At 74.6% G+C, this 20,041-nt stretch carries 17 protein-coding genes; 4 read left to right on the plus strand and 13 right to left on the minus strand.

The window, feature by feature from the left end:
• Nucleotides 1-31: 31 nt before the first annotated feature.
• The 6 genes from ACIPXB_RS10250 to ACIPXB_RS10275 form a co-directional block, all read right to left on the minus strand.
• Nucleotides 32-1,939 (minus strand): TOMM precursor leader peptide-binding protein, encoded by a 1,908-nt coding sequence (locus ACIPXB_RS10250; protein ID WP_401447070.1) that lies wholly within the window; start codon nucleotides 1,937-1,939, stop codon nucleotides 32-34.
• Entirely contained in the window at nucleotides 1,929-4,184 is a 2,256-nt protein-coding gene (locus tag ACIPXB_RS10255) for a TOMM precursor leader peptide-binding protein (protein WP_401447072.1), read from the minus strand. The genes ACIPXB_RS10250 and ACIPXB_RS10255 overlap by 11 nt, the downstream gene beginning before the upstream one ends.
• A 184-nt stretch (nucleotides 4,185-4,368) precedes the next feature.
• Entirely contained in the window at nucleotides 4,369-6,303 is a 1,935-nt protein-coding gene (locus ACIPXB_RS10260) for a BTAD domain-containing putative transcriptional regulator (RefSeq protein WP_401447075.1), read from the minus strand.
• Nucleotides 6,304-6,666: 363 nt separating this feature from the next.
• Entirely contained in the window at nucleotides 6,667-7,386 is a 720-nt protein-coding gene (locus ACIPXB_RS10265; RefSeq protein ID WP_401447077.1) for an anti-sigma factor family protein, read from the minus strand.
• Nucleotides 7,383-7,964 (minus strand): sigma-70 family RNA polymerase sigma factor, encoded by a 582-nt coding sequence (locus ACIPXB_RS10270; protein ID WP_401447079.1) that lies wholly within the window; start codon nucleotides 7,962-7,964, stop codon nucleotides 7,383-7,385. The genes ACIPXB_RS10265 and ACIPXB_RS10270 overlap by 4 nt, the downstream gene beginning before the upstream one ends.
• 128 nt (nucleotides 7,965-8,092) lie before the next feature.
• The gene (locus ACIPXB_RS10275; RefSeq protein WP_401447081.1) at nucleotides 8,093-9,085 is read right to left on the minus strand and encodes a DUF1996 domain-containing protein; all 993 of its coding nucleotides are present in this window, start codon (nucleotides 9,083-9,085) and stop codon (nucleotides 8,093-8,095) included.
• A gap of 81 nt (nucleotides 9,086-9,166) precedes the next feature.
• Here ACIPXB_RS10275 and ACIPXB_RS10280 point away from each other — a divergent pair, with 81 nt between their 5' ends.
• The 3 genes from ACIPXB_RS10280 to ACIPXB_RS10290 all read left to right on the plus strand — a co-directional run bounded on the left by ACIPXB_RS10280 (nucleotide 9,167) and on the right by ACIPXB_RS10290 (nucleotide 12,645).
• Nucleotides 9,167-10,381 (plus strand): pyridoxal-phosphate dependent enzyme, encoded by a 1,215-nt coding sequence (locus ACIPXB_RS10280; protein ID WP_401447083.1) that lies wholly within the window; start codon nucleotides 9,167-9,169, stop codon nucleotides 10,379-10,381.
• 135 nt (nucleotides 10,382-10,516) lie between these two features.
• Complete coding sequence (locus ACIPXB_RS10285) at nucleotides 10,517-11,725, plus strand: RNA ligase (protein ID WP_401447086.1); 1,209 nt, start codon at nucleotides 10,517-10,519, stop codon at nucleotides 11,723-11,725.
• 5 nt (nucleotides 11,726-11,730) lie between these two features.
• Nucleotides 11,731-12,645 (plus strand): AAA family ATPase, encoded by a 915-nt coding sequence (locus ACIPXB_RS10290; RefSeq protein ID WP_401447088.1) that lies wholly within the window; start codon nucleotides 11,731-11,733, stop codon nucleotides 12,643-12,645.
• A 90-nt stretch (nucleotides 12,646-12,735) separates the two neighbouring features.
• Here ACIPXB_RS10290 and ACIPXB_RS10295 read toward each other — a convergent pair whose 3' ends face one another.
• The 7 genes from ACIPXB_RS10295 to ACIPXB_RS10325 form a co-directional block, all read right to left on the minus strand.
• A complete protein-coding gene (locus ACIPXB_RS10295) occupies nucleotides 12,736-14,205 on the minus strand; it encodes an NAD(P)/FAD-dependent oxidoreductase (protein WP_401447091.1) in 1,470 nt (489 codons plus the stop codon).
• Entirely contained in the window at nucleotides 14,202-15,392 is a 1,191-nt protein-coding gene (locus tag ACIPXB_RS10300) for an MAB_1171c family putative transporter (protein WP_401447094.1), read from the minus strand. Before ACIPXB_RS10300 ends, ACIPXB_RS10295 begins: the two co-directional genes overlap by 4 nt.
• A gap of 24 nt (nucleotides 15,393-15,416) precedes the next feature.
• Complete coding sequence (locus tag ACIPXB_RS10305; protein ID WP_401447097.1) at nucleotides 15,417-15,944, minus strand: toxin-antitoxin system, toxin component; 528 nt, start codon at nucleotides 15,942-15,944, stop codon at nucleotides 15,417-15,419.
• Between the two features lie 65 nt (nucleotides 15,945-16,009).
• Nucleotides 16,010-16,714: a hypothetical protein gene (locus ACIPXB_RS10310; protein WP_401447100.1), complete on the minus strand. Its 705-nt coding sequence runs from the start codon at nucleotides 16,712-16,714 to the stop codon at nucleotides 16,010-16,012.
• 214 nt (nucleotides 16,715-16,928) lie between these two features.
• Complete coding sequence (locus ACIPXB_RS10315; RefSeq protein WP_401447102.1) at nucleotides 16,929-17,870, minus strand: nucleoside hydrolase; 942 nt, start codon at nucleotides 17,868-17,870, stop codon at nucleotides 16,929-16,931.
• Nucleotides 17,867-18,880 (minus strand): phosphotransferase family protein, encoded by a 1,014-nt coding sequence (locus tag ACIPXB_RS10320; RefSeq protein WP_401447183.1) that lies wholly within the window; start codon nucleotides 18,878-18,880, stop codon nucleotides 17,867-17,869. The genes ACIPXB_RS10315 and ACIPXB_RS10320 overlap by 4 nt, the downstream gene beginning before the upstream one ends.
• 57 nt (nucleotides 18,881-18,937) lie before the next feature.
• Complete coding sequence (locus ACIPXB_RS10325; protein WP_401447104.1) at nucleotides 18,938-19,351, minus strand: organic hydroperoxide resistance protein; 414 nt, start codon at nucleotides 19,349-19,351, stop codon at nucleotides 18,938-18,940.
• 134 nt (nucleotides 19,352-19,485) lie between these two features.
• On the opposite strand from ACIPXB_RS10325, the gene ACIPXB_RS10330 reads away from it, so the two are divergent.
• Nucleotides 19,486-19,959, plus strand: a complete 474-nt coding sequence (locus ACIPXB_RS10330; RefSeq protein ID WP_401447107.1) for a MarR family winged helix-turn-helix transcriptional regulator — start codon at nucleotides 19,486-19,488, stop codon at nucleotides 19,957-19,959.
• Nucleotides 19,960-20,041: the final 82 nt, after the last annotated feature.

Here is a 20,041-nt window from a genome sequence, read left to right on the forward strand (position 1 = left end):
GCGTTCGTCTGGGAAGCCGCTGGCGGCCGGGTCACGGGAAGGGATGCGGCGCCGGGTTGAAGTCGCCCGGTTCCAGGTCGCGCGAGCGCAGTCCGGCCGCGCGCAGCGCGGTCCGCAGCCGGGGCATGCCCAGCGCCCGCTGCCGCGAGCGGCCGAAGTCGATCGGCAGCAGTCCGGGGACCAGCACGCTCACCGTGTGCAGGCCCAGCGCCCGCTGCTCGGGCAGGCTCTGGTCGACCACCACCACGTCGAACCCGGCCCCGCCCACCGCCGCCACGCAGCGCCGCAGGTCCTCGCGTACGTCGTCCGAGGCGGCCGCGCCCGACGCGTCGGGCCACCGCAGGTCCGCCACCTCGCGGAGCCGGCCCTGCGGCGCCCGCAGCAGGAAGTCGGCGTGCCGGCCCATCTCCGGGACCCCGTACACCAGGGGATGGTCGTGCAGCGCCGTCACCAGGTCGAAATCGGCGGCCATGGCCCGCAGCCGCGCCTCGTCGCGCTCGGTGCGCCCGGGCAGGTTCACGGCGTCGGTCGCGATCTCGCACAGCGCGGAGTCGAGCGCCGACTCCGGGTCGAGCCCGGCCCCCGCGCCGAAGCACATCCGCCCCGGTCCGCCGTCGAACCGCTCGGCGACCGCCGTCACCACGGGGATCGGGAAGGTGATCCGGGTGTCGAAGAACCGCGCCCGGTAGCCGTACATCGCCAGCCGGTCGACCATGGCCCGGGTGGCCGACCGCGCGCTGCTGGACGCGTCGATCTCGGGCAGCGCCTGCCGCCCGTACCAGGTGAGCAGGAACGCGTCCCGCTCCACGACCTCCATCAGCCCGAAGTAGCAGGCCTCGGCCAGACTCCCGCCCGACGCACAGCCGTTGGAGCTCTCCTGTACGAACCGGTTCTCCAGGCCCGGCGCGTGATAGTACGTCAGGATCTCGGGCACCAGCCGCGGTTCCTCGTCGCGCAGCGACCAGCCCCACACCCAGGGGATCTCGCGGTCCGGGTCGAAGGGCCGCACCCGCGGGTTGACCCGGTGGAACGCCTCGTCGTACAGCCCGACCTCGCGCGGGTCCACGGCCGCGGAGCCCAGGGCGGTCAGCGAGGCCCGGACACTGGTCGTGCGCGAGCGGGCGCGCATGCCGGCGTACCGCTCCAGGCCCTCCAGCACCCCGACCCGAGCGCTACGGCCGAAGGAGTCGGTGTGCCCGCCCCAGAACGTCTCGCGCAGGTATTCCCCCGACCGCATCGAGAAGCAGCCGATGGTCGCCGACGTGGACGTGGAGGAGACGTCCTGCACCAGCGACGGCCCCAGCGCACCGCACAGCGGGTTGGCGAAGGCCGCCACGTCGATCCCGTACGACTCGATCGGCCGGGTACGGAACACCCCCGGCCGGTACTTGGGGGCGGCCCCGATCGCCGGCGCGCCCGGCCCGTCGGCCTCCGGAGCGGCGCACCGGGGGCACTCGGGGTCCGGGACCAGCGGATAGCGCCGGACCGTGCCGTCGCGCAGGTCCATCAGCCGTACGTCGCCGAACACCCCGGTGGCGGCCGGGGCGGCGGGGGCGGCCGCGACGGCGGCCACCAGGGCGGCCAGCGCCTGCGCGGCGAAGGCGTGCGCGTACGGCCACTCACCCGCCGGCCGGGTGCCGCCGCCGAGCTCCAGCGCGTCGCGCAGGGCCACCGACCGGACCGCCTGCCAGCGCCGCTCCAGACAGCGCGGGCACCCGCCGGGCGCCCCGACCACCGCCTGGTGGCCGTACAGATGGACGGACACGGCGGTGTCGTCCGCCGCGTCCGGGGCGGGGACCGGGGCGGTGAACGCGTCGTGCAGGCCCAGCACCGACAGCCGTACCGGCGCCGCGCCCAGGGCGTCCAGGGACCGGCCCAGCAGGGCGCCGAACCGCGCCGCGGCCCCCGCCCCCAGCCCCGCCTCGAGATCAGGCGTCATCGCCGGGCTCCCGCACCGCCGTGAGCAGCACGCGGACCGTGTGCAGTCCGGCCGCGGCCAGGTCCGCCGAGCCGGTCGGCACCACGTAGGCGTCGCGTCCGGCCGCCGCCAGCCGCTCCAGCACCTCGGTCCAGCCCGGCACGTCCACCCCGGCCGGGTCGGGGGCGGGCCCGTCGACGGTCAGTGCCCGCGGGTCCAGGTCGCCCAGCAGCGGGTCGCCGGTGTCGGCCGCCGTGGCCCCGGCCGCCGCGTCCGCCTCGTACTGCACCGCGCCCAGCAGGTCCCGCAGCGCGGCCACGGCGGCGGCGGCGCGGTCCAGGTCGGCGCCGACCGCCCAGCGGGCGCCGGAGCGGGCCAGCAGCACGTGCACGCCGGTCACCCGGTCCTCGCCCAGGTCCAGCAGCTCGACGGGGGTCCGCAGGCGGTCCGCCGACCGGATCAGGAAGGTGAGTTCGGCGTGCGCCCCCTCGGCACCCTCGGCACCCTCGCAGTCCCTCCCCTCCACAAGGGGCACGGTACGGGCCGCCGCGCCGCGTACGGCCCGCAGCAGCGCGTCGTGGGCCAGGGCGGAGAGCAGCCCGGCGGCGGCCGCGTCCGCGAGGGCGGGGCCGGCGCCCGCACCGGCGCGGGTGCGCTCGAAGAGCCGTCCGGTGTTGTGCGGCCCGAACGGGCGGACCGCACCGGCCGGGACGAGCACCGGCTCCTTGGTCACCAGCGAGACGCCCTGCAGGTGGGCGGTGACCTCCCCCGGCACCCCGGAGGCGAGGGCCAGCGCCTCGGCGGGCCGGCCGCGGCCGGCGTCCACCAGCCCCCGCGCGGGCACCACGTGCTCGGCGTAGGCGAGGGCGGCGGCGTCCAGGGCCCGCATCCGGGCGCCCGCGACGTGGTGCACGTCGAAGGCGGCGATCCCGCGGGGGCCCGCGTGCCCGACACCCAGCTCGACCACGCTCAGCTTCAGCGGGATCTGGGTCAGCGGCTCGTCCGCGTACCGGGTGAACACCCCCGCGTACGGCCGCACCAGCACCGAGCGCCGGTTCAGCTCCTCGACGAGCGCGTCGGCGTCACGGGCGGTGGCGAGGGTCGGCAGGGCGGGCGCGCCGGAGGTACCGGCCTCCGTCAGCCGCACCGGGCGCGCGGCGGCCCGCGCCGTCTCCTCCTCGGCCGCGGGGCCCTGCCCGGCGCACAACGGGCAGCGCGGGTGGGGCAGGAGCGGTTCGGCGGAGACGTCCAGGGACTCCATGTCCTGGACGATGATCTGCCCGGCGGTCTCGGCGGGCAGCGCGCCCGAGGTGGCCCGGAAGACCTCGTACGCGAGCTGGTTGCCGATCATCGCGGCCAGCGGGCGGCCCGGTTCGGCCCCGGCCACCGGGGCGGTGCCCGGCAGCGCCAGCGCGCTCCACAGGTCGGCCGCCGCGCCCGCGCCGTCCGCGGCCGCTCCGGCGCCGAGCCGCAGCGCGGCGCACGCCCAGCAGGCGGCGGTGCCGTGGCGCATCAGCGGACCGATGACCGCGTGGGAGCCGTAGGACCAGGCCGCCAGCAGGGTGCGGCCCTCGGGCACGCCCGCCCGCAGCAGCGGCAGCAGCCGTCCCGGCGCCGCCGTGCCACCGGTGACCACGACGACGTCGTAGCCGTCGAGCGCGGCCCAGTCCGGCGTGTCCGCTCCCGGGGCCAGTTCACGGATCTCGGCGGGGCAGCCGTCGGCCGCGGCCTCGGCCGCCTCGGTGCGTGCCTCGGCGGTGTCCAGGCCGGGCAGCACGCCGACGGCCGCGGAGCCGTTGCGTATCAGGCCGAGCACGCACCAGCGGGCCACGAGGTCCTCGCCGAGGACGGCGACCCGGGCCTCGCGGAAGGCGCGGAACCGGGCTTCGGCGTCGTCGGCGTAGTGGTCGGCGTAGGCGATCTGCGGGGCGAACCGGCGGGCCACGGCGCCGGGCAGGGCCGGGGCGGCGGAGGGCTCCGGTGCGGCCACCGGGCGGGCGAAGTCCCGTTCGTAGAGGGTCTTGACGAGATCGCAGACCATGGCGCGCTGCTTCTCGCCGAGCCCGGCGCAGAGGTCGGCGACCGTGTGCTCACCGGTCAGGTGGGGGACGATCAGCGTGGCGAAGCGGTAGGCCGAGCCGGCGGTGAGCCGGAAGCCGCCGTCGGAGTTGTGGAACAGCACCCCGTCCGGAGTGCGCGTGAACAGCACGTCCCGGCGGATCCGGGGCCGGGTCGCGGCGAGGTCTTCATAGGTCGTTCGGGCCATGGGACACCCCTGGGTGCGGTCGGTCGGGAGGGAAGGGGGGAACGCGAGCGGGCGGAGGGGGAGCGGGGGCAGCGGAGCGGGCGGAGGGAGCGGGAGCGGGCGGAGGGGAGCGGTGAGGAGCGGGACGCGGTGGGCCGGTGGCGGCCGGGACACGGGGACTAACGGGGCGGCGGGTTGTGCGGCGCTAGCGCACGGCGGCGGGCGGCACGCGGTCCCGGTCGGGGGTCCGGTCAGAGGTCTGGTCAGAGGCCCGGGCAGGGGTGCGGTCCGGGTTTCGTCCGGGCGCGTCCGGATCCGCGTACCGACGCGCGTAGAGCCGCAGCAGGGCGTGCAGTCGGTACGGGCCGGGCGGCCCGTCCTCCAACAGCCCGGCCTCCACGAGCTGTTCGAGTACGGACTCGTCCACGACCGCGCCGGGGTCCTGCTCCGGCCCGCCCTCGCCCAGCCGCCGGAACGCCTCGCGCAGCTCGGGGGCGAGCGCGGCCACGGCCTGCCCGAACACCCCGGGCACCGACAGCCGGGGATCCTCCGCCAGCGCCAGCCGGGCCGGCGGGTCCTGCGCCAGCCAGGTGGTGAAGTCGGCCACCGACAGCCCCGGCCGGGTCAGCAGCCGCCCGGCGGCGATGCGCAGCGCCAACGGGAAGTGGCCGCACACGGCGGCCAGTTCGGCCGAGGCCTCCGGCTCGGACGCGATCCGCGCGGTGCCGACCAGCCCGGTCAGCAGCTCGTACGCCTCGCCGGCCGCCAGCACGCCCAGCCGGTGCACGGCGCCGCCGTGGGTGGCGACCACGGCGGCCAGCCCGCGCCGGCTGGTGATCACCACCCGGGTGTCCCCGGCGGTGGCCGCGGGCAGCAGCGGCAGCACCTGCCAGGCGCCCGCGGCGTCGTCGAGGACGACCAGCCGCCGCCCGTCGCCGCCAGGTCCGGGCAGCAGCCCGAGGGCCTCCTCGACGGTGACGGACGTGCCGTCCGGCCGGGCCAGCGGCACCACGTGCACCCCGCCGGGGTAGCCGTCCCGTACGTCGTACGCGCAGGCGTGGGCCAGCGCGGACTTGCCGATGCCGGGCGCGCCGGACACCACGACCAGCCGGGGCCCGTCGGCGGCCGCGAGCTGGGCCGTCATGGCCCTGCGGTCGGCCGTGCGCCCCACGAAGCCGGGCGGCGGCTGGACGGGGTGGACCGGGGCCGCGCCGGCCGCCGGCGTTCCGGCGGGCAGGGCGGGCGGCGCGGGCGGGACCGGGGCGGCCGGCAGGGCCGGAGTGCCGGTCCCACCGGTGCCGCCCGGACCGCCCGCCCTGCCCGCCGTGCCGCCCGCCCCGGGGGTGTCGGCGGCCTCGGGGGCGTCCGTCCGCGGGAGCTGCGGCCGCCGGGGCCCGCCGCCGAGCTCCTCCGCGCGCAGGATGGCCAGTTCCAGCCGTTGGAGCCCTGCCCCGGGATCGATGCCGAGCTCCTCGCGCAGCCGGTCGCGTACGGTCCGGTACTCGGCGAGGGCCTCCGCCTGGCGGCCGGTGCGGTAGAGCGCCTCGATGAGCTGCTCGGTGAACCGCTCGCGCACGGGGTGCCGGCGCGCGGTGTCGTAGAGGTCGACCAGGACCTGATGGCAGTTCCCGGCGGCCAGTTCGAGGTCGCAGACCCGCTCCAGCACCCGCAGCCGCTCCTGTTCGAGCGCGGGCACGGCGTCCCGGTGCAGCAGCCGCGAGGCCACGTTCGCGAGCGGCGGGCCCTGCCACAGGGACAGTGCCTCGCGCAGCCGGTACAGCTCCTCGCCGCGGCCGGTGGCGCCGGCGGCGCCGGCCGCGAGGGAGCGGAAGGCGACGAGGTCGAGCGTGCGGGCGTCGGCGCGCATGCGGTAACCACCGGGCACGGCCTCGATGGTGGTGGCCGAGATGCCGTACTTGGCGAACAGCCTGCGCAGCCGCAGGACGCACGTCTGCAGAGCCGCCCGCGCGGTGGCGGGGGGTTCCTCGTCCCACACGGCGTGCAGGAGATGGGTGGCCGAGACGACCGTACCGGGGTGCAACAGGAGGGCGGCGAGCAGATTCGTGGGTTTCGAGGGTTTGAGGACGACGGTTTCGGGGCCGTGCGCAATGCTCAAAGGCCCCAGGAGCTGGAACCGCATGATGTGGATCCCCCGACAGGCGTGCCGGGGTTATGGTCCGGACCATGGTCAATGGTCGACGTTCCGCCCCCCGTTGGGCGGTGAATAACTGGAACCTTACCTAGCGGATCTTGTGGAAGTCGAGCCGGAGAGCGCTTATTTGTGCCTTCTTGGGGTTTTCTCGCTTCTCCGTAACCTGCACGTTTCGCGCAGTTACCGTCGGTCCGTCAAAACTGTTCAGGCGTAAACGAATTGAGGCGGCGGCGCCATCCAAGCCCACCCCCTGAATTGAATTCAAGGCCTGTATCCGGCCATTGATGGAAGTGGTGGCCGAAAAAAAGGCCCCGCACCCGGAGGGGTGCGGGGCCGTGGGGGCGTGTGCGCCTACACGGGCACGGCGACGAACTTCCTGCCCGCCTCGTTCTCGATCACGATCTCCTTGACGTTCTTGGGGTCGACCGCCGCGGATCCGTCCAGCGAGGCGCCCTTGGCCTCGCCGTTCTCCTGGCTGCCCACGACCCAGCCGCCGGCCGTGGTCCGGCTGCCGTCCCGCCCGACCACGACGATGCGGCAGCGCTCGCCCGGCGCGATCCCGGTCACGGCCGCGTGCACGCGGATCCACTGGTTGGCCGGTGTCATCGTCAGGGTCATCCGCGCGCCCGTGGCCGCGTCGGTGGCCGAGGCCGTCTTCGTCCCCGCCGGCGGGGGCGCCGGAGCCGACGCCGAGGGCGGCGGCGGGGGCAGTGCCACGTCCCGGTCGTCGCCGCCGGCCGTCTGCGTGCCGGCCCAGAACACGGCCGCGAGCGAGGCCGCCGCCGCCAGTCCCGCGACCGCCCACTGGCGGCGCCGTGCGCCGCTGCGCTCACTGCGCATCTGCCGCAGCGTGCGCTGGAGCAGCAGGTCCCCGCCCTCGGGCGGGCCGTCCCAGAACGCCTCGTCGGGCACCTCGCCGAGTGCGGCCTCCATCTCCCGCAATGCCTCCACCTCCCGCCGGCAGTGGACGCACTCGCTCACGTGCTCCGCCACCCGTCGGGCCTCGTCCTCGTCCAGTACGCCGAGGACGTACGGACCGAGGAGTTCCTCCTCGTGCTGCTGCCGGTTCATGCGACCACCTCCCTGAGTCCGGCGGGCTGCTTGGGCCTGCTCGGGCTGCTGCTCTGTTCTCTGAACACCTCGCGCAGTGCCTTGAGCGCGTAGTGCGAGCGCGACTTGACCGTGCCCTCGGGGATGCCGAGGCTGTCGGCCGCCTCGGCCACGCTGTGCTGGCGGTAGTACAGCTCCGTCAGGACGTTGCGGTGCTCGGGGGAGAGCTGGTCGAGGGCGCCCAGCACCGTCATGGCGTCCACCACCGCGTCGGCGTGGTCCACCTCCACCGGCACCGTGGCGGGGGAGCCCGCCACCTCCGCCGGGCGGGCGGCCCTGGCCCGGTAGCGGTCGGTGATGATGTTGCGGGCGACCGTCAGCAGCCAGCCGCGCACCGAACCCTTGCCGTTGACCAGCACCTCCGAGTGCCGCCAGGCACGGATGAGGGTCTCCTGGACGACGTCCTCGGCGACCGCGCGGTCACCGGTCAGCCGGGTGGCGTAGCCGAGCAGGGCGTTGCCGTGCTCCTCGTACACCGACCTGATCAGCGCTTCATCGGTCGAGCCCCGCCGACTGCGGGGCCACAGTGGTCCGGCCATCTCACCCTCTTTGCTTCGTGCTCGACGCCTGCGTCGCCCGGTACACGTCACCCCGGCGGCAGGAGTTCACGTGACGCGGCTCACATCCGGCGTCGCGGTGAGCCGCTGTCGGCCGCTGTCGGCCGCGGTCAGCCGCGGCAGTCGCGGCCCTCGTTGAGGCAGCCGACGATCCCCGCCATCTGCTCGTCCGTCATCACGTTCACGAACATCGCGTGGTCGGTCTTCGGGCTGCGCCGCTGCTCGGGGAAGGAGTCCAGGGCGATCGGCACCCCCGGGGCGAGGTCGTAGGCGAGGGAGATCCGCAGCTGCGGCACCGCGAACGTGCCCCGCGGGCAGACCCCGTTGGCGGCCGGGAAACGCAGATGGGTGCGGTCCTCGTGCTCCGTGTCCAGCCCGTTCCAGCAGCTGGGGAAGTCCAGGGTGCGCGTCAGGCGCTCACCCCTGGGGCACTTGGGATATTTGGTGGTGAAGCGGTCCGGACTGCCCGAACACCCCCACCGGGCCCGCACGTCGGCATCGCTGCGCGCGGTGAACGCCACCGCGTCACCGGTGATGGCGCGCAGGAAGCGGGGCATCGGCACCACCTTGCCGACCGGATTGCCCCGGAACCGCACCGTCACCGCCGCCGGAGCCAGGATCTCACCGGCGTTCCCGTGCCCGGCCGCGTGCTCGAACGGGCGGGTGCCCTGCCGGTCGGTCCGGCGCAGCACCGGCCAGTAGTACGTCGACCGGTCGCCCCCGCGGCAGGTCGTGGCCGCCGCCGCCAGGCTCGCGTCGGTCGAGCGGGCGTCGGTGGACAGGTTGCCGACGTACGCGTGGGTGTGATGCGCCCCGCCCGGCAGACCGGGCGAGACGACCAGGTTGTCCTGGTTGTAGTGCGCCTCCTCGTTGCGGCCGCACTCCACGACCGCCGTCCCCGTGGCCGCGTCCGGGCCGGGACGCGGGTCCTGCGGGCCGGGAGCGACGTCGGCGATGTCCACGTACTCCCGGGCCGGTACGGGGCCGCCGGGCGAGGCGTGGTGGCGCCCGTCCACCACGGTGGCGCCGAGCACGGCCGCGACCAGACCGCCGCCCAGCAGCAGGCAGATGATCACAGTGAGCAGGCGGCGTTCTTTCCCCATGCCGGTCACGGTCGCCGCTGGCTGCCACAATCGTCAACCTGACTGGATGTCGGGAGTCCGGATGACGAGAGGGGACGGCTCATGAGCGCCGGTTCGCTGGCACGGACGCAGCGGTCGATGGGGGACCCGGGGATCCACTACCCCCTGTGGCCCCCGCTGCCGCGCGGCTGCCCGAAGACGGCGGCGCCCGGCCTGGTCTTCCCCGTCGAGGTGGACTACGCCTACGCCGACCTCCCGGCCGGCTTCTTCCCCCAAGGGGACCCCGCGCCCCGCGGACTGGACCGCTGGGCCCCGCTGCTGCCGCCGCTCGACGCCCCGGGGCTGGGGGAGGGCGGCACCCCGCTGATCGCCCTCGGCGACGAGGTGTGGATCAAGGACGAGTCGCGCAACCCCACGTGGAGCCACAAGGACCGCCTCAACCGGGTCGCCGTGAGCGCCGCCGTCCACCTCGGCGCCGAGGGCATCGCGGTCGCCTCCTCCGGCAACCACGGCGCCTCCGCGGCCGCGTACGCCGCCCGCGCGGGCCTGCGCTGCGTCGTGCTCGCCTCGGCCGGCGCGCCCCCGGCGGTCGCCTCCTTCCTCCAGGCCTACGGGGCCGCGGTGCTGCCCGTCCCGGCCGAGAGCCGCTGGCCGCTGCTGAACGAGATCGCCGACCGGCTCGGCTTCCACACGGTCAGCAACCTCACCCCGACCCACACCGGCCACGCCTTCGGCCCCGAGGGCTACAAGACGATCGCGTACGAGATCCACGCCGACCTCGGCGTCCCGGCGGCCGTGTTCGCCCCCACCGGGTACGGCGAACTGCTCTTCGGCGTCTGGAAGGGCTTCCGCGAGCTGCGCGACCTCGGCGTCACCGACCGGGTGCCCCGCATGTACGGCTGCGAGCCCGCCGCCGGCGGCCCCCTGGCCGCGGCGCTGCGCACGGGCGTCCCGGCGGCGGTGGTCCGGGTCGGCGAAACCGACGCGTACGCCATCGACTGCGCGGTCAGCGGCCACCGGGCGGTCCGGGCGGTCCTCGACAGCGGGGGCGGCGCCCTGCTGCTCACCGACACCGAACTGGCCGCCGCCCGCGACACCCTGGCCCACCAGGGCCTGTGGCCCGAGCTCTCCGCGGCGGCGGGTCTCGCGGGCCACCGCCACCTGCTGGCCGCCGGCACCCGCTTCGACGGCCCGGTCGTGTGCCTGTCCACCTCCAGCGGCTTCAAGGACCGCCACACGGCCACCACCGGTCTCGACCCGGTCGACCCGACCTGGCCGTCGGTGGCGCGGGCCCTGCGCAAGGCGGGCGTCGTCTAGAGGTCGCCCAGAGGTCGCCGGGAGCCCCCGCCACGGAGCGTGGCGGGGGCCGTGCGTACACTCGCTCGTTAATTGGCTGTCGGTCACCACCTCCCGCCGACCAGAATCGAAGCACCACCAACCGGGAGGAAACCCATGAGCCGGGCGACCCTGACTCTGCATGACCTGCTGCCGCCGCAGGAGCTGGCCGCCGCCGTCGAGGCCGGCCACGTCACCCGCAAGTCGCACCCCGACCTGCCGCTGTCCATCTACACCTACACGCGGGCGGCGCAGTACGAGCGGGTCTGGAACCAGGTCACCATGCGCTGCCGCGGCCTCGTCGCCGACGACAGCACCGGCGAGATCGTCGCCCTGCCGCTGCCGAAGTTCTTCAACGTCGGCGAGCACGAGTCCGGACAGCCGTACGCCCCGGCCCTGCCCGACGAGCCGTTCGAGGTCTACGACAAGGTCGACGGCAGCCTGGCGGTGGTCTTCCACTACGCGGGCCGGTGGCGCGTGGCCTCCAAGGGTTCCTTCATCAGCACCCAGGCGACCTGGGCCCAGCGCCGGCTCGACGGCAAGGACACCGGCGCCCTCACCCCCGGCGTGACCTACCTGGCGGAGATCCTCTACCCGCAGAACCGCATCGTCGTCGACTACGGCGACCGCCGCGACCTCGTCCTGCTCGCCGCGTTCGGCCCCGACGGCACCGAGGTCCCGCTCGCCGAGGCCGCCGCCGCGTGGACCGGCATCGGCTCCGTCGTGCGCGTCTGGCCCGCCATGCCGATCGCCGACCTGCTCGCGCTGGCCGAGTCCAACACCCTGCCCGGCGGTGCGGCCGCCACCGGTACCGACGCCGAGGGCTTCGTGCTGCGCTTCGCGTCCGGCGTGCGCGCCAAGGCCAAGCTCGCCGAGTACGTGCGCCTGCACAAGGTGCTCACCGGCGTCACCGAGCGCGACATCTGGCGCGGCCACGGCATCCAGCGCTTCGCCGGGCTGCCGCCCCAGCAGGTCGCCCAGGCACTGGGCTGCTCCGCCGAGGACGTCCTGGCCTCGGGCGGCAAGCCGCTGGACGCGCTGCTGGAGCAGGTCCCCGACGAGTTCGACACCTGGGTGCGCGGCGTCATCGACCGCATCGAGCAGGCCTTCGCCGCGCGCGAGCGGGCCATCGACGAGGCGTACGCGCCGCTGGCGCACCTCGGCGCCGACCGCGGCGCGTTCGCCCGCGCGGTGCGCGCCCTGCCCGACGCGGGCCTGCGCGGCACCCTGTTCCTGCGCCTGGACGGGCGCTCCACCGCATTCCTGACGTACCGGTCCGTACGGCCGGAAGCGTCCGACCCGTTCGCCACCGACGAGGAGAACTGATAGCCGTGCCCGTCGTCCACGTCATGACAGGGCTGCCCGCCTCCGGCAAGACCACCGCGGCCCGCCGGCTCCAGGCCGGATCCGAGGGGCGGATACGCCGCGTCAACCTCGACGACCTGCGGAGCATGCTCGACATCCCGGCACCCGAACGCCGGCACTCCTACGCCCACGAGCAGACCGTGCTCGCCATCCAGGACACCGCCGTCCGGGCCGCCGTCGAGGACGGCTTCGACGTGGTCGTCGACAACACCCACCTGACGCCGCACATCCCCAAGCGGCTGAAGGCGGCCGTCGCGGGACTGGCCACCTTCGTCGTGCACGACTTCACCGACGTGCCCGTGGAGGAGTGCGTCCGCCGCGACGCCGCCCGCCCGAACGCCGTCGGCGAGGAGATCATCCGTATCCTCGCCGAGAAGCACGCCAAGGCCACCAAGGGCGGCTGGCGGCTCACCGCCGAGTGGCTCAACGACGAGGTCCCCGTGGAGCCGTACGTCGCGGACCCGGGGCTGCCCGCCGCCGTGATGTGCGACATCGACGGCACCCTGGCCATCCGCGGGGACCGCGGCCCGTACGACTTCAGCCGCTGCGACGAGGACGTCCTCAACGAGTCGGTGAGCCGGGCGCTGTCCGCCTTCCGGCGCGCCGACGGCGACGCCGTCGTGCTGCTGTCGGGCCGCGGCGAGGAGCACCGCGCGAAGACGGAGGAGTGGCTGCGGCGCCACGAGGTGCCCTACGACGAGCTGTGGATGCGCGCCGCCTCCGACGGCCGCCGCGACGACATCGTCAAGGCCGAGCTCTTCGACCGGCACGTACGCCACCGCTACGCGGTCCGGGTCTCGCTCGACGACCGCGACCGGGTGGTCGCCATCTGGCGGCGGATGGGCCTGCCCACCTGGCAGGTCAACTACGGCAACTTCTGAGCCGTAGCCGTAGCCGTAGCCGTAGCCGTAGCCGCCGTCCGGAGCCAGGGGCTCCGGACGGCGGGGGCTCCGGGCGGCGGCGCCGCGGCCTCAGACGGACTCGGGCTGCGCGTCGGTCACCGGGCCGCCCACACCGCGCAGCAGGTCCCGCTCACGCGAGGTGAGGACCGGGCCGGCCGGCGGCCGCATCCCCGGCCCCCGCAGCGCGTGCCACACCACCGTGGGCCGCACCAGCCGCTGCCCCTTCTTCTGCAGCGTCATCACATCGGTGAGGGCCTCGACGACGACGTGGTCACCGGTGGCCGTGAGGACGAGCCGGTCGACGTACCGGGACAGCAGCCGGTCCACGGCGTTCGGCCGGCGCCCGGTCGCGCCGGGGAAGAACACGTCCTGCCCGGCCGACAGGATCCAGGCGGCGTCCGCCCAGCCGGCCACCGCCTTCTGGGCCCGCCGGGTGAAGCCGGGGCTGCGCACGTCGCCGGACTTCTCCAGCACACCGCGCAGCGCCAGCGGTCCCAGTGCGGCCACGGACATCCCGTGCCCGTACACGGGGTTGAACGCCGCCAGCGCGTCGCCCACCACGACGAACCCGTCCGGCGTGCGTCTGAGACGTTCGAAGTGCCGGCGCCGGTTGACGGTGTTCTTCGCGACCGACACCTCGGAGACCGGCTCGGCGCGCGCCAGGAACTCGCCCACCAGGTCCGACCGGGCCGCCCTGGCCGCCGTCTCGAAGGCGTCCGGGTCGGCGTCGAGCGCGGCGCCCCGGGTGGCCGACAGACAGACCCGCCAGCGGCCGCCCTCGATCGGGATGATCGTGGAGACCCGGCCGGGATGCGGCGCCCGCGGATCGGCCTGCACGTTGACGACGGGGAAGTCCACCTCCGCGCCGGCCGGGGGCCGGTAGTCGCGGGTGGCGTACGTGACGCCGGCGTCGACCACCGTCTCCGGCACCGCGGGTATCCCGAGCCCGGCCAGCCACTGCGGGGCCCGCGAGCCGCGCCCGGTCGCGTCCACCACCAGCTGGGCCCCCAGGACCTCTTCCGTCCCGTCGGAGCGGCGCAGCAGCACCCCGTCGACCCGGCGGGCGTCACCGAGCAGCCGCAGCGGCTCGGCACCCTCCAGGAACCGGACGGTGGTCCCGCGCCCGGGAGCCGCCAGCAGCTGGGCGCGCACCCCGTGGTCGAGCAGCGCCCGGCTGGCGCCGATCAGGTAGTGCGTCGCGGTGTCCCAGCGGCGGTACCAGCCCTGCGTGGAGTAGGACACCATCCCGGTCGGAATGCCGATGCGGTGCGCGCCGCCCGCCTTCCAGCGCTCCTGCACGCCCGGCAGCAGGGCCTCCATGGCGTCGGCGCCGCCCGACCACAGCACGTGCCCGTGCCGGGCCTGCGGCACCCCGCGGTGCGGCTGCGGTCCCTCGGGGAAGGGGTGCCGCTCGACGACCACGACCTCGTCGACGTGGCCGAGCACGGCCGCCACGGTGAGCAGCCCGGCCAGTCCGCCGCCGAGGACGACGGCGCGGGTGACGGCGGAGCGCGGTGGGCGGGGCTGGTCGTGCGTCATGAAGGTCTGCTCTCTGTGAGCGCCGCGCCCCGGCGGGCGGCGGCAACCAGGGGTGAGTGGGCCAGGGCCTGGGACATCAGCACCAGGCCGGCGGAGGTCCGGGACGACACGACCACCTGCGTGTCCCCGCTCCGCGGCGGGCCGTCGGCTCCACAGGTCCGCCGCAGTTCCCCGGCGGCAGCGAGCATCGCCGCGTCGGCGACGGCGTCGGCCTCGTCCGGGGTGCGGCCCTGCCCGAGCGCGGCGGCGTGGGTCCGCTCCCGCAGGCCCAGGTCGTAGTACGGGGCCAGGGCGAGAATCCCGTCGTGGATGTCGCGCACCCGCTGGATGATCCGCATGTCCAGCGGGGTCCAGCCGCCGGGCAGGGCGTGCGGCTGACCGTCGCCCACGGCCCGCATCTCCCGCCACAGGAACGCCAGCCGCCGGTACTGGCGCAGGCTGCGCCACCGGTCCCCGAGCCGCTGGCCGACCAGCGGGGTCATGAAGCCGATACCGACCAGGAGCGCGGAGGTGGACGCCAGGTCCGGGGCCACCACGGTGCTCAGGTCGTCCCAGTCGTGGCCCGCCCAGCGGGCGCCGACCGCGCTGAACTTCACGATGTCGTACCCGATGTTGAGCAGATAGCCCACCACGATGATCACCAGACCGGCCCGCAGCGAACCGCGCACCCGCACCGACCAGCGCGCGCACAGCACCGTCATGGTGAGGGCCGCGACCATGTGGGCGAGGAGGTACAGCACGATCATCTCGCGCATGTACGGGGTGTTCGCGTAGAACGTGTCGAGGTCGCGCAGCCGCTCCTCCGACGCATCGGCCAGCACGAACAGCGCGATCAGCGCCACGTTGACGGCGGCGTACGCCGCGATGCAGAACCGCACCTGACGCCGCGTGACCCGCTCGTCGCGGTTGCCGCGCCACTGGATCAGCAGCACCAGGCAGCAGCCCGAGAACGAGCTGAGCACGCAGTACACCAGCGGCGCGGCGACATTGGGGATGCCGGTCCAGCGGTTGACGGCGGCGATGCTGGGCGGCGAGGCCGTGAAGAACACCAGGCTCGCCACGAACAGCAGGGCGCACACGGTGCGCTGGAGCATGTCGTTCCAGTTCCGCAGCAGGGCGGGCACCTTCAGGACGAACGCCGTGAGCAGCACCAGGCCCATGGCGTAGAAGGTCAGATCCTCGTTCATCGGGGGTTTCGGGGTCCTTCCGCGTCAGTTCTTGCCACGGAAGGCCGCGTCGATGCGCCCTGCCAGGCCCTCGGCGGGCGCCCGGTGCGGATCGGCCTCCACGAACCGGTGGAACTGCCGCCCGAACAGCGCGCCGAAGTGCTCCGCGCGCTGCTCCGCCAGCTCGTCGAAGCCGGTGCGCGCCGCGGCGCTGCGTACGGCCTCGTCGACGTCCGTGCCACCGCCGATCACCTGGGCGGCGGCGATCGCCGCCGGGTCGCTGTGGTCCTGGCACGGGGCGAAGAACATGTGCCCCAGTTCGTGACCGAGGATGTGCAGCTTGTGCTGGGGCGCGGTGTTGCGCTCCACCACGATCAGGTCGCGGTCGGTCATGTCCAGCCAGACCCCGCTGGCCACGCCCGCGGGGAAGGCCGCCTCGATGATCTGCACGGGGCGGCCCCGGAACTCCTCGGCGGACAGGATCCGTTCCATCTCCCGGAAGAGGTCGGCCGTCTCCGCCGGTCCCGGCGGCAGCGCGACCCGCGCCGCGAGCTTCCGGTTCAGCGCCCGCATCTTCCTGTTCTGCGCACGGATCCCGGCAGCCCTCACGACTGCCCAGCCAGTCCTTCGCACGGCCGCTACTCCTCTTCGTCCTTGAGTACCTGCGCCACGAACGCGTCGAGAACCGCCAGCGCCGTACGCAGGTTCTCGTCCGAGAGCTTCGCCATCGACCGCAGCGCGAACGGCCGGTCGCCGAGGAACTGCAGCCGGGCGGCGAGCGGGTCCGCCCCGCCGCTCTCGAGCTCCTTCACCCTCGGTTCCAGGGCGTCGATCAGGGCCCGTTCCGGGGTCCTGGTCAGGAAGCCGCTGCCGCCGACCTTGAAGAGGTCCTCGAGGGCGAGGGCGTGCAGCAGGTTGGGGATCTGGATCTTGGTGTGGTCGACCTGGTGGAACAGCGAGCTGATGCGCTGCCGGCTGAGTCCGACGGCGGCCGCGATCTCCTCGATGCCGTGCGGGTCGCCGTTGTCCTTGCGGCGGTTCTCCCGCAGCCACTTGAGGCGGTACATCACCCGCAGCTTGATGGCCTGCTCCTGCGGATCGTCCTCGCCCGCGGCCAGCCACTCCCTGGGCCATTCCGCGACCCGCCGGCCCGCCAGCAGTCTGCGTACCTGCTCGGGCGGCACCGCGGTGGCCGCCGAGAGGGCCGCGGCGTCCAGGATCGACGACGGGTCCACCTCCGCCCGCGCCGCGAGCTCCTCGATGCGGGCCACCAGCCCGGCGAGTTCGGCGGCGTCGGCCTCCCGGCCGTCGGCCTGGCCCTGCCCCTGCCCTGCTCCCCGCACGCTGCCCCCTTCGTCGACTATACGTCGAGCGTGCGGAGCTTAGCGCCCTGACCAGGGCTTTAGCTAGGGGAGGTCAAGAAAATGCGACCTGGACGCCTGCATACTTGACGGTACGTCGGGTGTTCGTCGCCGAGTGTTGATCATCCGTCGACCGTCCGTACCCGAACCGGGCGCGGACGGCCGACGGATCCGCGGCGGCCGCCGGGGAGGGCCGTCAGGCGCCCAGGCGGGCGACGGAGGCCACCAGCCGGTCCCAGAACAGCCCGGTGTCCAGGGTGACGGCGACCTGTGCGTTCACCGGCCGGTCCAGGTAGCGGTGCGGGTCCACGACCGTGGCTCCGCGGGTGTACTCCCCGCGCAGCTCCACCACCACGTTCGCCGGGACGCAGGTCACGATCGCGGGATCGATGACCCGGGCCACGGCGACCGGATCGTGCAGCGGCGGGTGCTCGAAGCCCCACAGCCGGCGGTACGTCGACCCGAAGTACGTCAGCAGCCCGGCGCACGTGCGGCCCAGTTCCGTACCGAGCCCCTCCAGGCGGGCGACCACCTCGGGGGTGGCCAGCGCCTGGTGGGTGACGTTGAGCCCGCACATGGTGACCGGCACGCCGCTGCGGAAGACGATGTCCGCGGCCTCCGGGTCGGCGTACATGTTGAACTCGGCGGCCGGGGTCCGGTTGCCCCGTTCCGTGGAACCGCCCATGAGGACGATCTCGCGGATCCGGGCGGCGTCCTCGGGGTAGCGCGTCAGCAGCAGCGCGATGTTGGTCAGCGGCGCGGTCGGCACCAGGGTGACCGGTTCGGGGTGCCGGGTGAGGATCCGGTGGATGAGGTCGACGGCGTGCTCGGGCACCACGTCCACCGTCGGCTCCGGGAACCGCGGGCCGTCCAGGCCGCTCTCGCCGTGCACGTCGTCCGCCACCCGCAGCGGCTGCACCAGCGGCCGGTCGCAGCCGGCCGCGATCGGCACCCCGGTGATGCCGGCGACGGTGCACACCCGGCGGGCGTTCAGCGTGGTCTTCGCCAGGGTCTGGTTGCCCGCGACGGTGGTGATGGCGAGCAGGTCGACGGCCGGATCGCCGGCGGCCAGCATGATCGCGAGGGCGTCGTCGTGGCCGGGGTCGCAGTCGATGACGACCGGGACGGGCGCGTTCACCGCACGCCTCCGGTGGTGGCGCCGTCGTGGTCGTAGCGGTCCAGGAGCGCCGCGAGGTAGTCCTCCAGGCGGGCCGTGAGCACCGCGGGCGTCAGGTCCGCGCGCCCCAGTTCCCGCCACGGCACGGCCACCTTCTCGGCGTCCGGCGCGAAGGCGAGCGCGTCCAGCAGCCGCCAGTGGAGGTGGTCCCGGGCCGTTGCGGACAGCTGCCCGCCGGCCGCCCGGTAGGTGTCCGCGAAAGCCAGGCCCGCCGGGACGCCGTGCAGCAGGGCCAGGGTGGTCGCGCAGTGCGCCACGTCCAGGTCGGGCGGGCCCCAGGAGGTCTCGACCCAGTCCACGACCCCGCTGACCGCCAGGTCCGCGCCGGCGCCGGTGAACAGCACGTTGCCGGGGTGGAAGTCACGGTGCAGGAACCGCGGGCGGTGGGCGGGCGGTTCGCGCCGGATCACGTCCACGGCCCGCCGCCACGTCCCGGGCCGCGCGGTCCCCGCGGGGATCCGTACGCGATCGGGCGCGGTCCACGCCTCGTACGCCCGCGGCCGGTCCGATGGCGCGACGGCCAGGGCGTGGACGCGGACCAGCTGGCGGGCCAGCAGCCCGGCGCGCCGCTCGGCGTCCGCGGCGTCCAGGCGTACGGAGCCGGGCAGTTCGGTCATCAGCAGCGACGGGTGGTCGCAGTGCGCGGCGTGGGCGTCGAGGGCCACCGGGCGGGCGGCGGGTATCCCCGCCGGCGTGCGGTGCAGCAGGTCCAGGACGGCCATCTCGCGGCCGAGCATCGCGGGTGCGTGCACGGCGTAGAAGGGTTTGACGAACGAGCGCAGGACCAGCGCGCGCGGGCCGTCCGGGCCGGTCAGGCGCAGTCGGCGCATCCGTGAGGTCCAGCCGCCGCGCAGCGGCTCGGCCGCCACGATCCGCTCACCGGGCCGGAGCCGGGCCCCGGCCCAGGCGAGCGTGTCCGCCCAGCCGTCCGCTTGCGTAGGTTGCGCGTCCGGTAATCCGTTGGATTCCATGGATTCCATAGCGCGAACATACCGGGCGGCCGGGCGGATTCACGGGCGTACCGCCGACTACTCGATCACCAGCTCGACGGGGATGTTGCCGCGGGTGGCCTTGGAGTAGGGGCAGACCTCGTGGGCCTGCTTGACCAGCAGGGCGCCGGTCTCGCCCGCGAGGGACTCGGGGAGCTCGACGCGCAGGGTGACGGCGAGCGCGAAGCCGCCGGTGGCGTCCTTGCCGATGGAGGTCTCCGCGGTGACCGAGGCCTCGCTGGTGTCGACCTTGGCCTGCCGGCCGACCAGGCCGAGGGCGCTGGCGAAGCAGGCCGCGTAGCCGGCGGCGAAGAGCTGCTCGGGGTTGGTGCCCTGACCGTTGCCGCCGAGGGCCGGGGGCATGGCGAGGGCGAGGTCGATCTGGCCGTCGGAGCTGACGGCGCGGCCCTCGCGGCCGTTGGCGGTGGCGACAGCGGTGTACAGCGCGTCCATCGGAGGTGTTCCTCTCGGAGGGGGAGCCGGGGGTTTCGGCGGCGACCGGTCGGCTGCCGCTCCTCAATGAGAGCACACAATTGAGTTGTGCGCAATTGAATGGCTCGCAGTGTGCTCGAGGTAGACTGGAGCGCATGACCGAGCAGCCGACCATCCCCCTCACCGACCAGGACCTCCTGCGCCTGGACCGCCAGATCTGCTTCTCGCTGAACGCGGCGGGACGCGCCTTCGGGGGCCTGTACCGGATCGTGCTGAAGGACCTCGGGCTCACCTACCCGCAGTACCTGGTGATGCTGGTCCTCTGGGAGCACGGCGAGCTGCCGGTCAAGGACATCGGAGCCCACCTGCGGCTCGACTCCGGCACCCTGTCCCCGCTGCTCAAGCGCCTGGAGACGGCCGGCCTGGTCCGCCGTGAGCGCAGCACCGAGGACGAGCGGTCGGTGCACGCCCGCCTGACCGAGGAGGGCACGGCCCTGCGCGAGCGTGCCGCCCGCGTCCCGCGCCGCATCGCGGCGGCCACGGGCTACGAACTGGAGGAGATCCGCGACCTCCAGACCCGCCTGGACCGCCTGACGGCGGCGCTGGACGCGGCGGCGGCGGAGATCTGAGGGGTCCGGCGGGGCCGGTGGGCCGGACCGGGCCCGATGCGTCTGGCGGACCTGGCGGCGGGCCTGGCGGGGCCGACGAATG

Source organism: Streptomyces sp. NPDC090022, assembly GCF_044748145.1.
Lineage (GTDB): Bacteria > Actinomycetota > Actinomycetes > Streptomycetales > Streptomycetaceae > Streptomyces.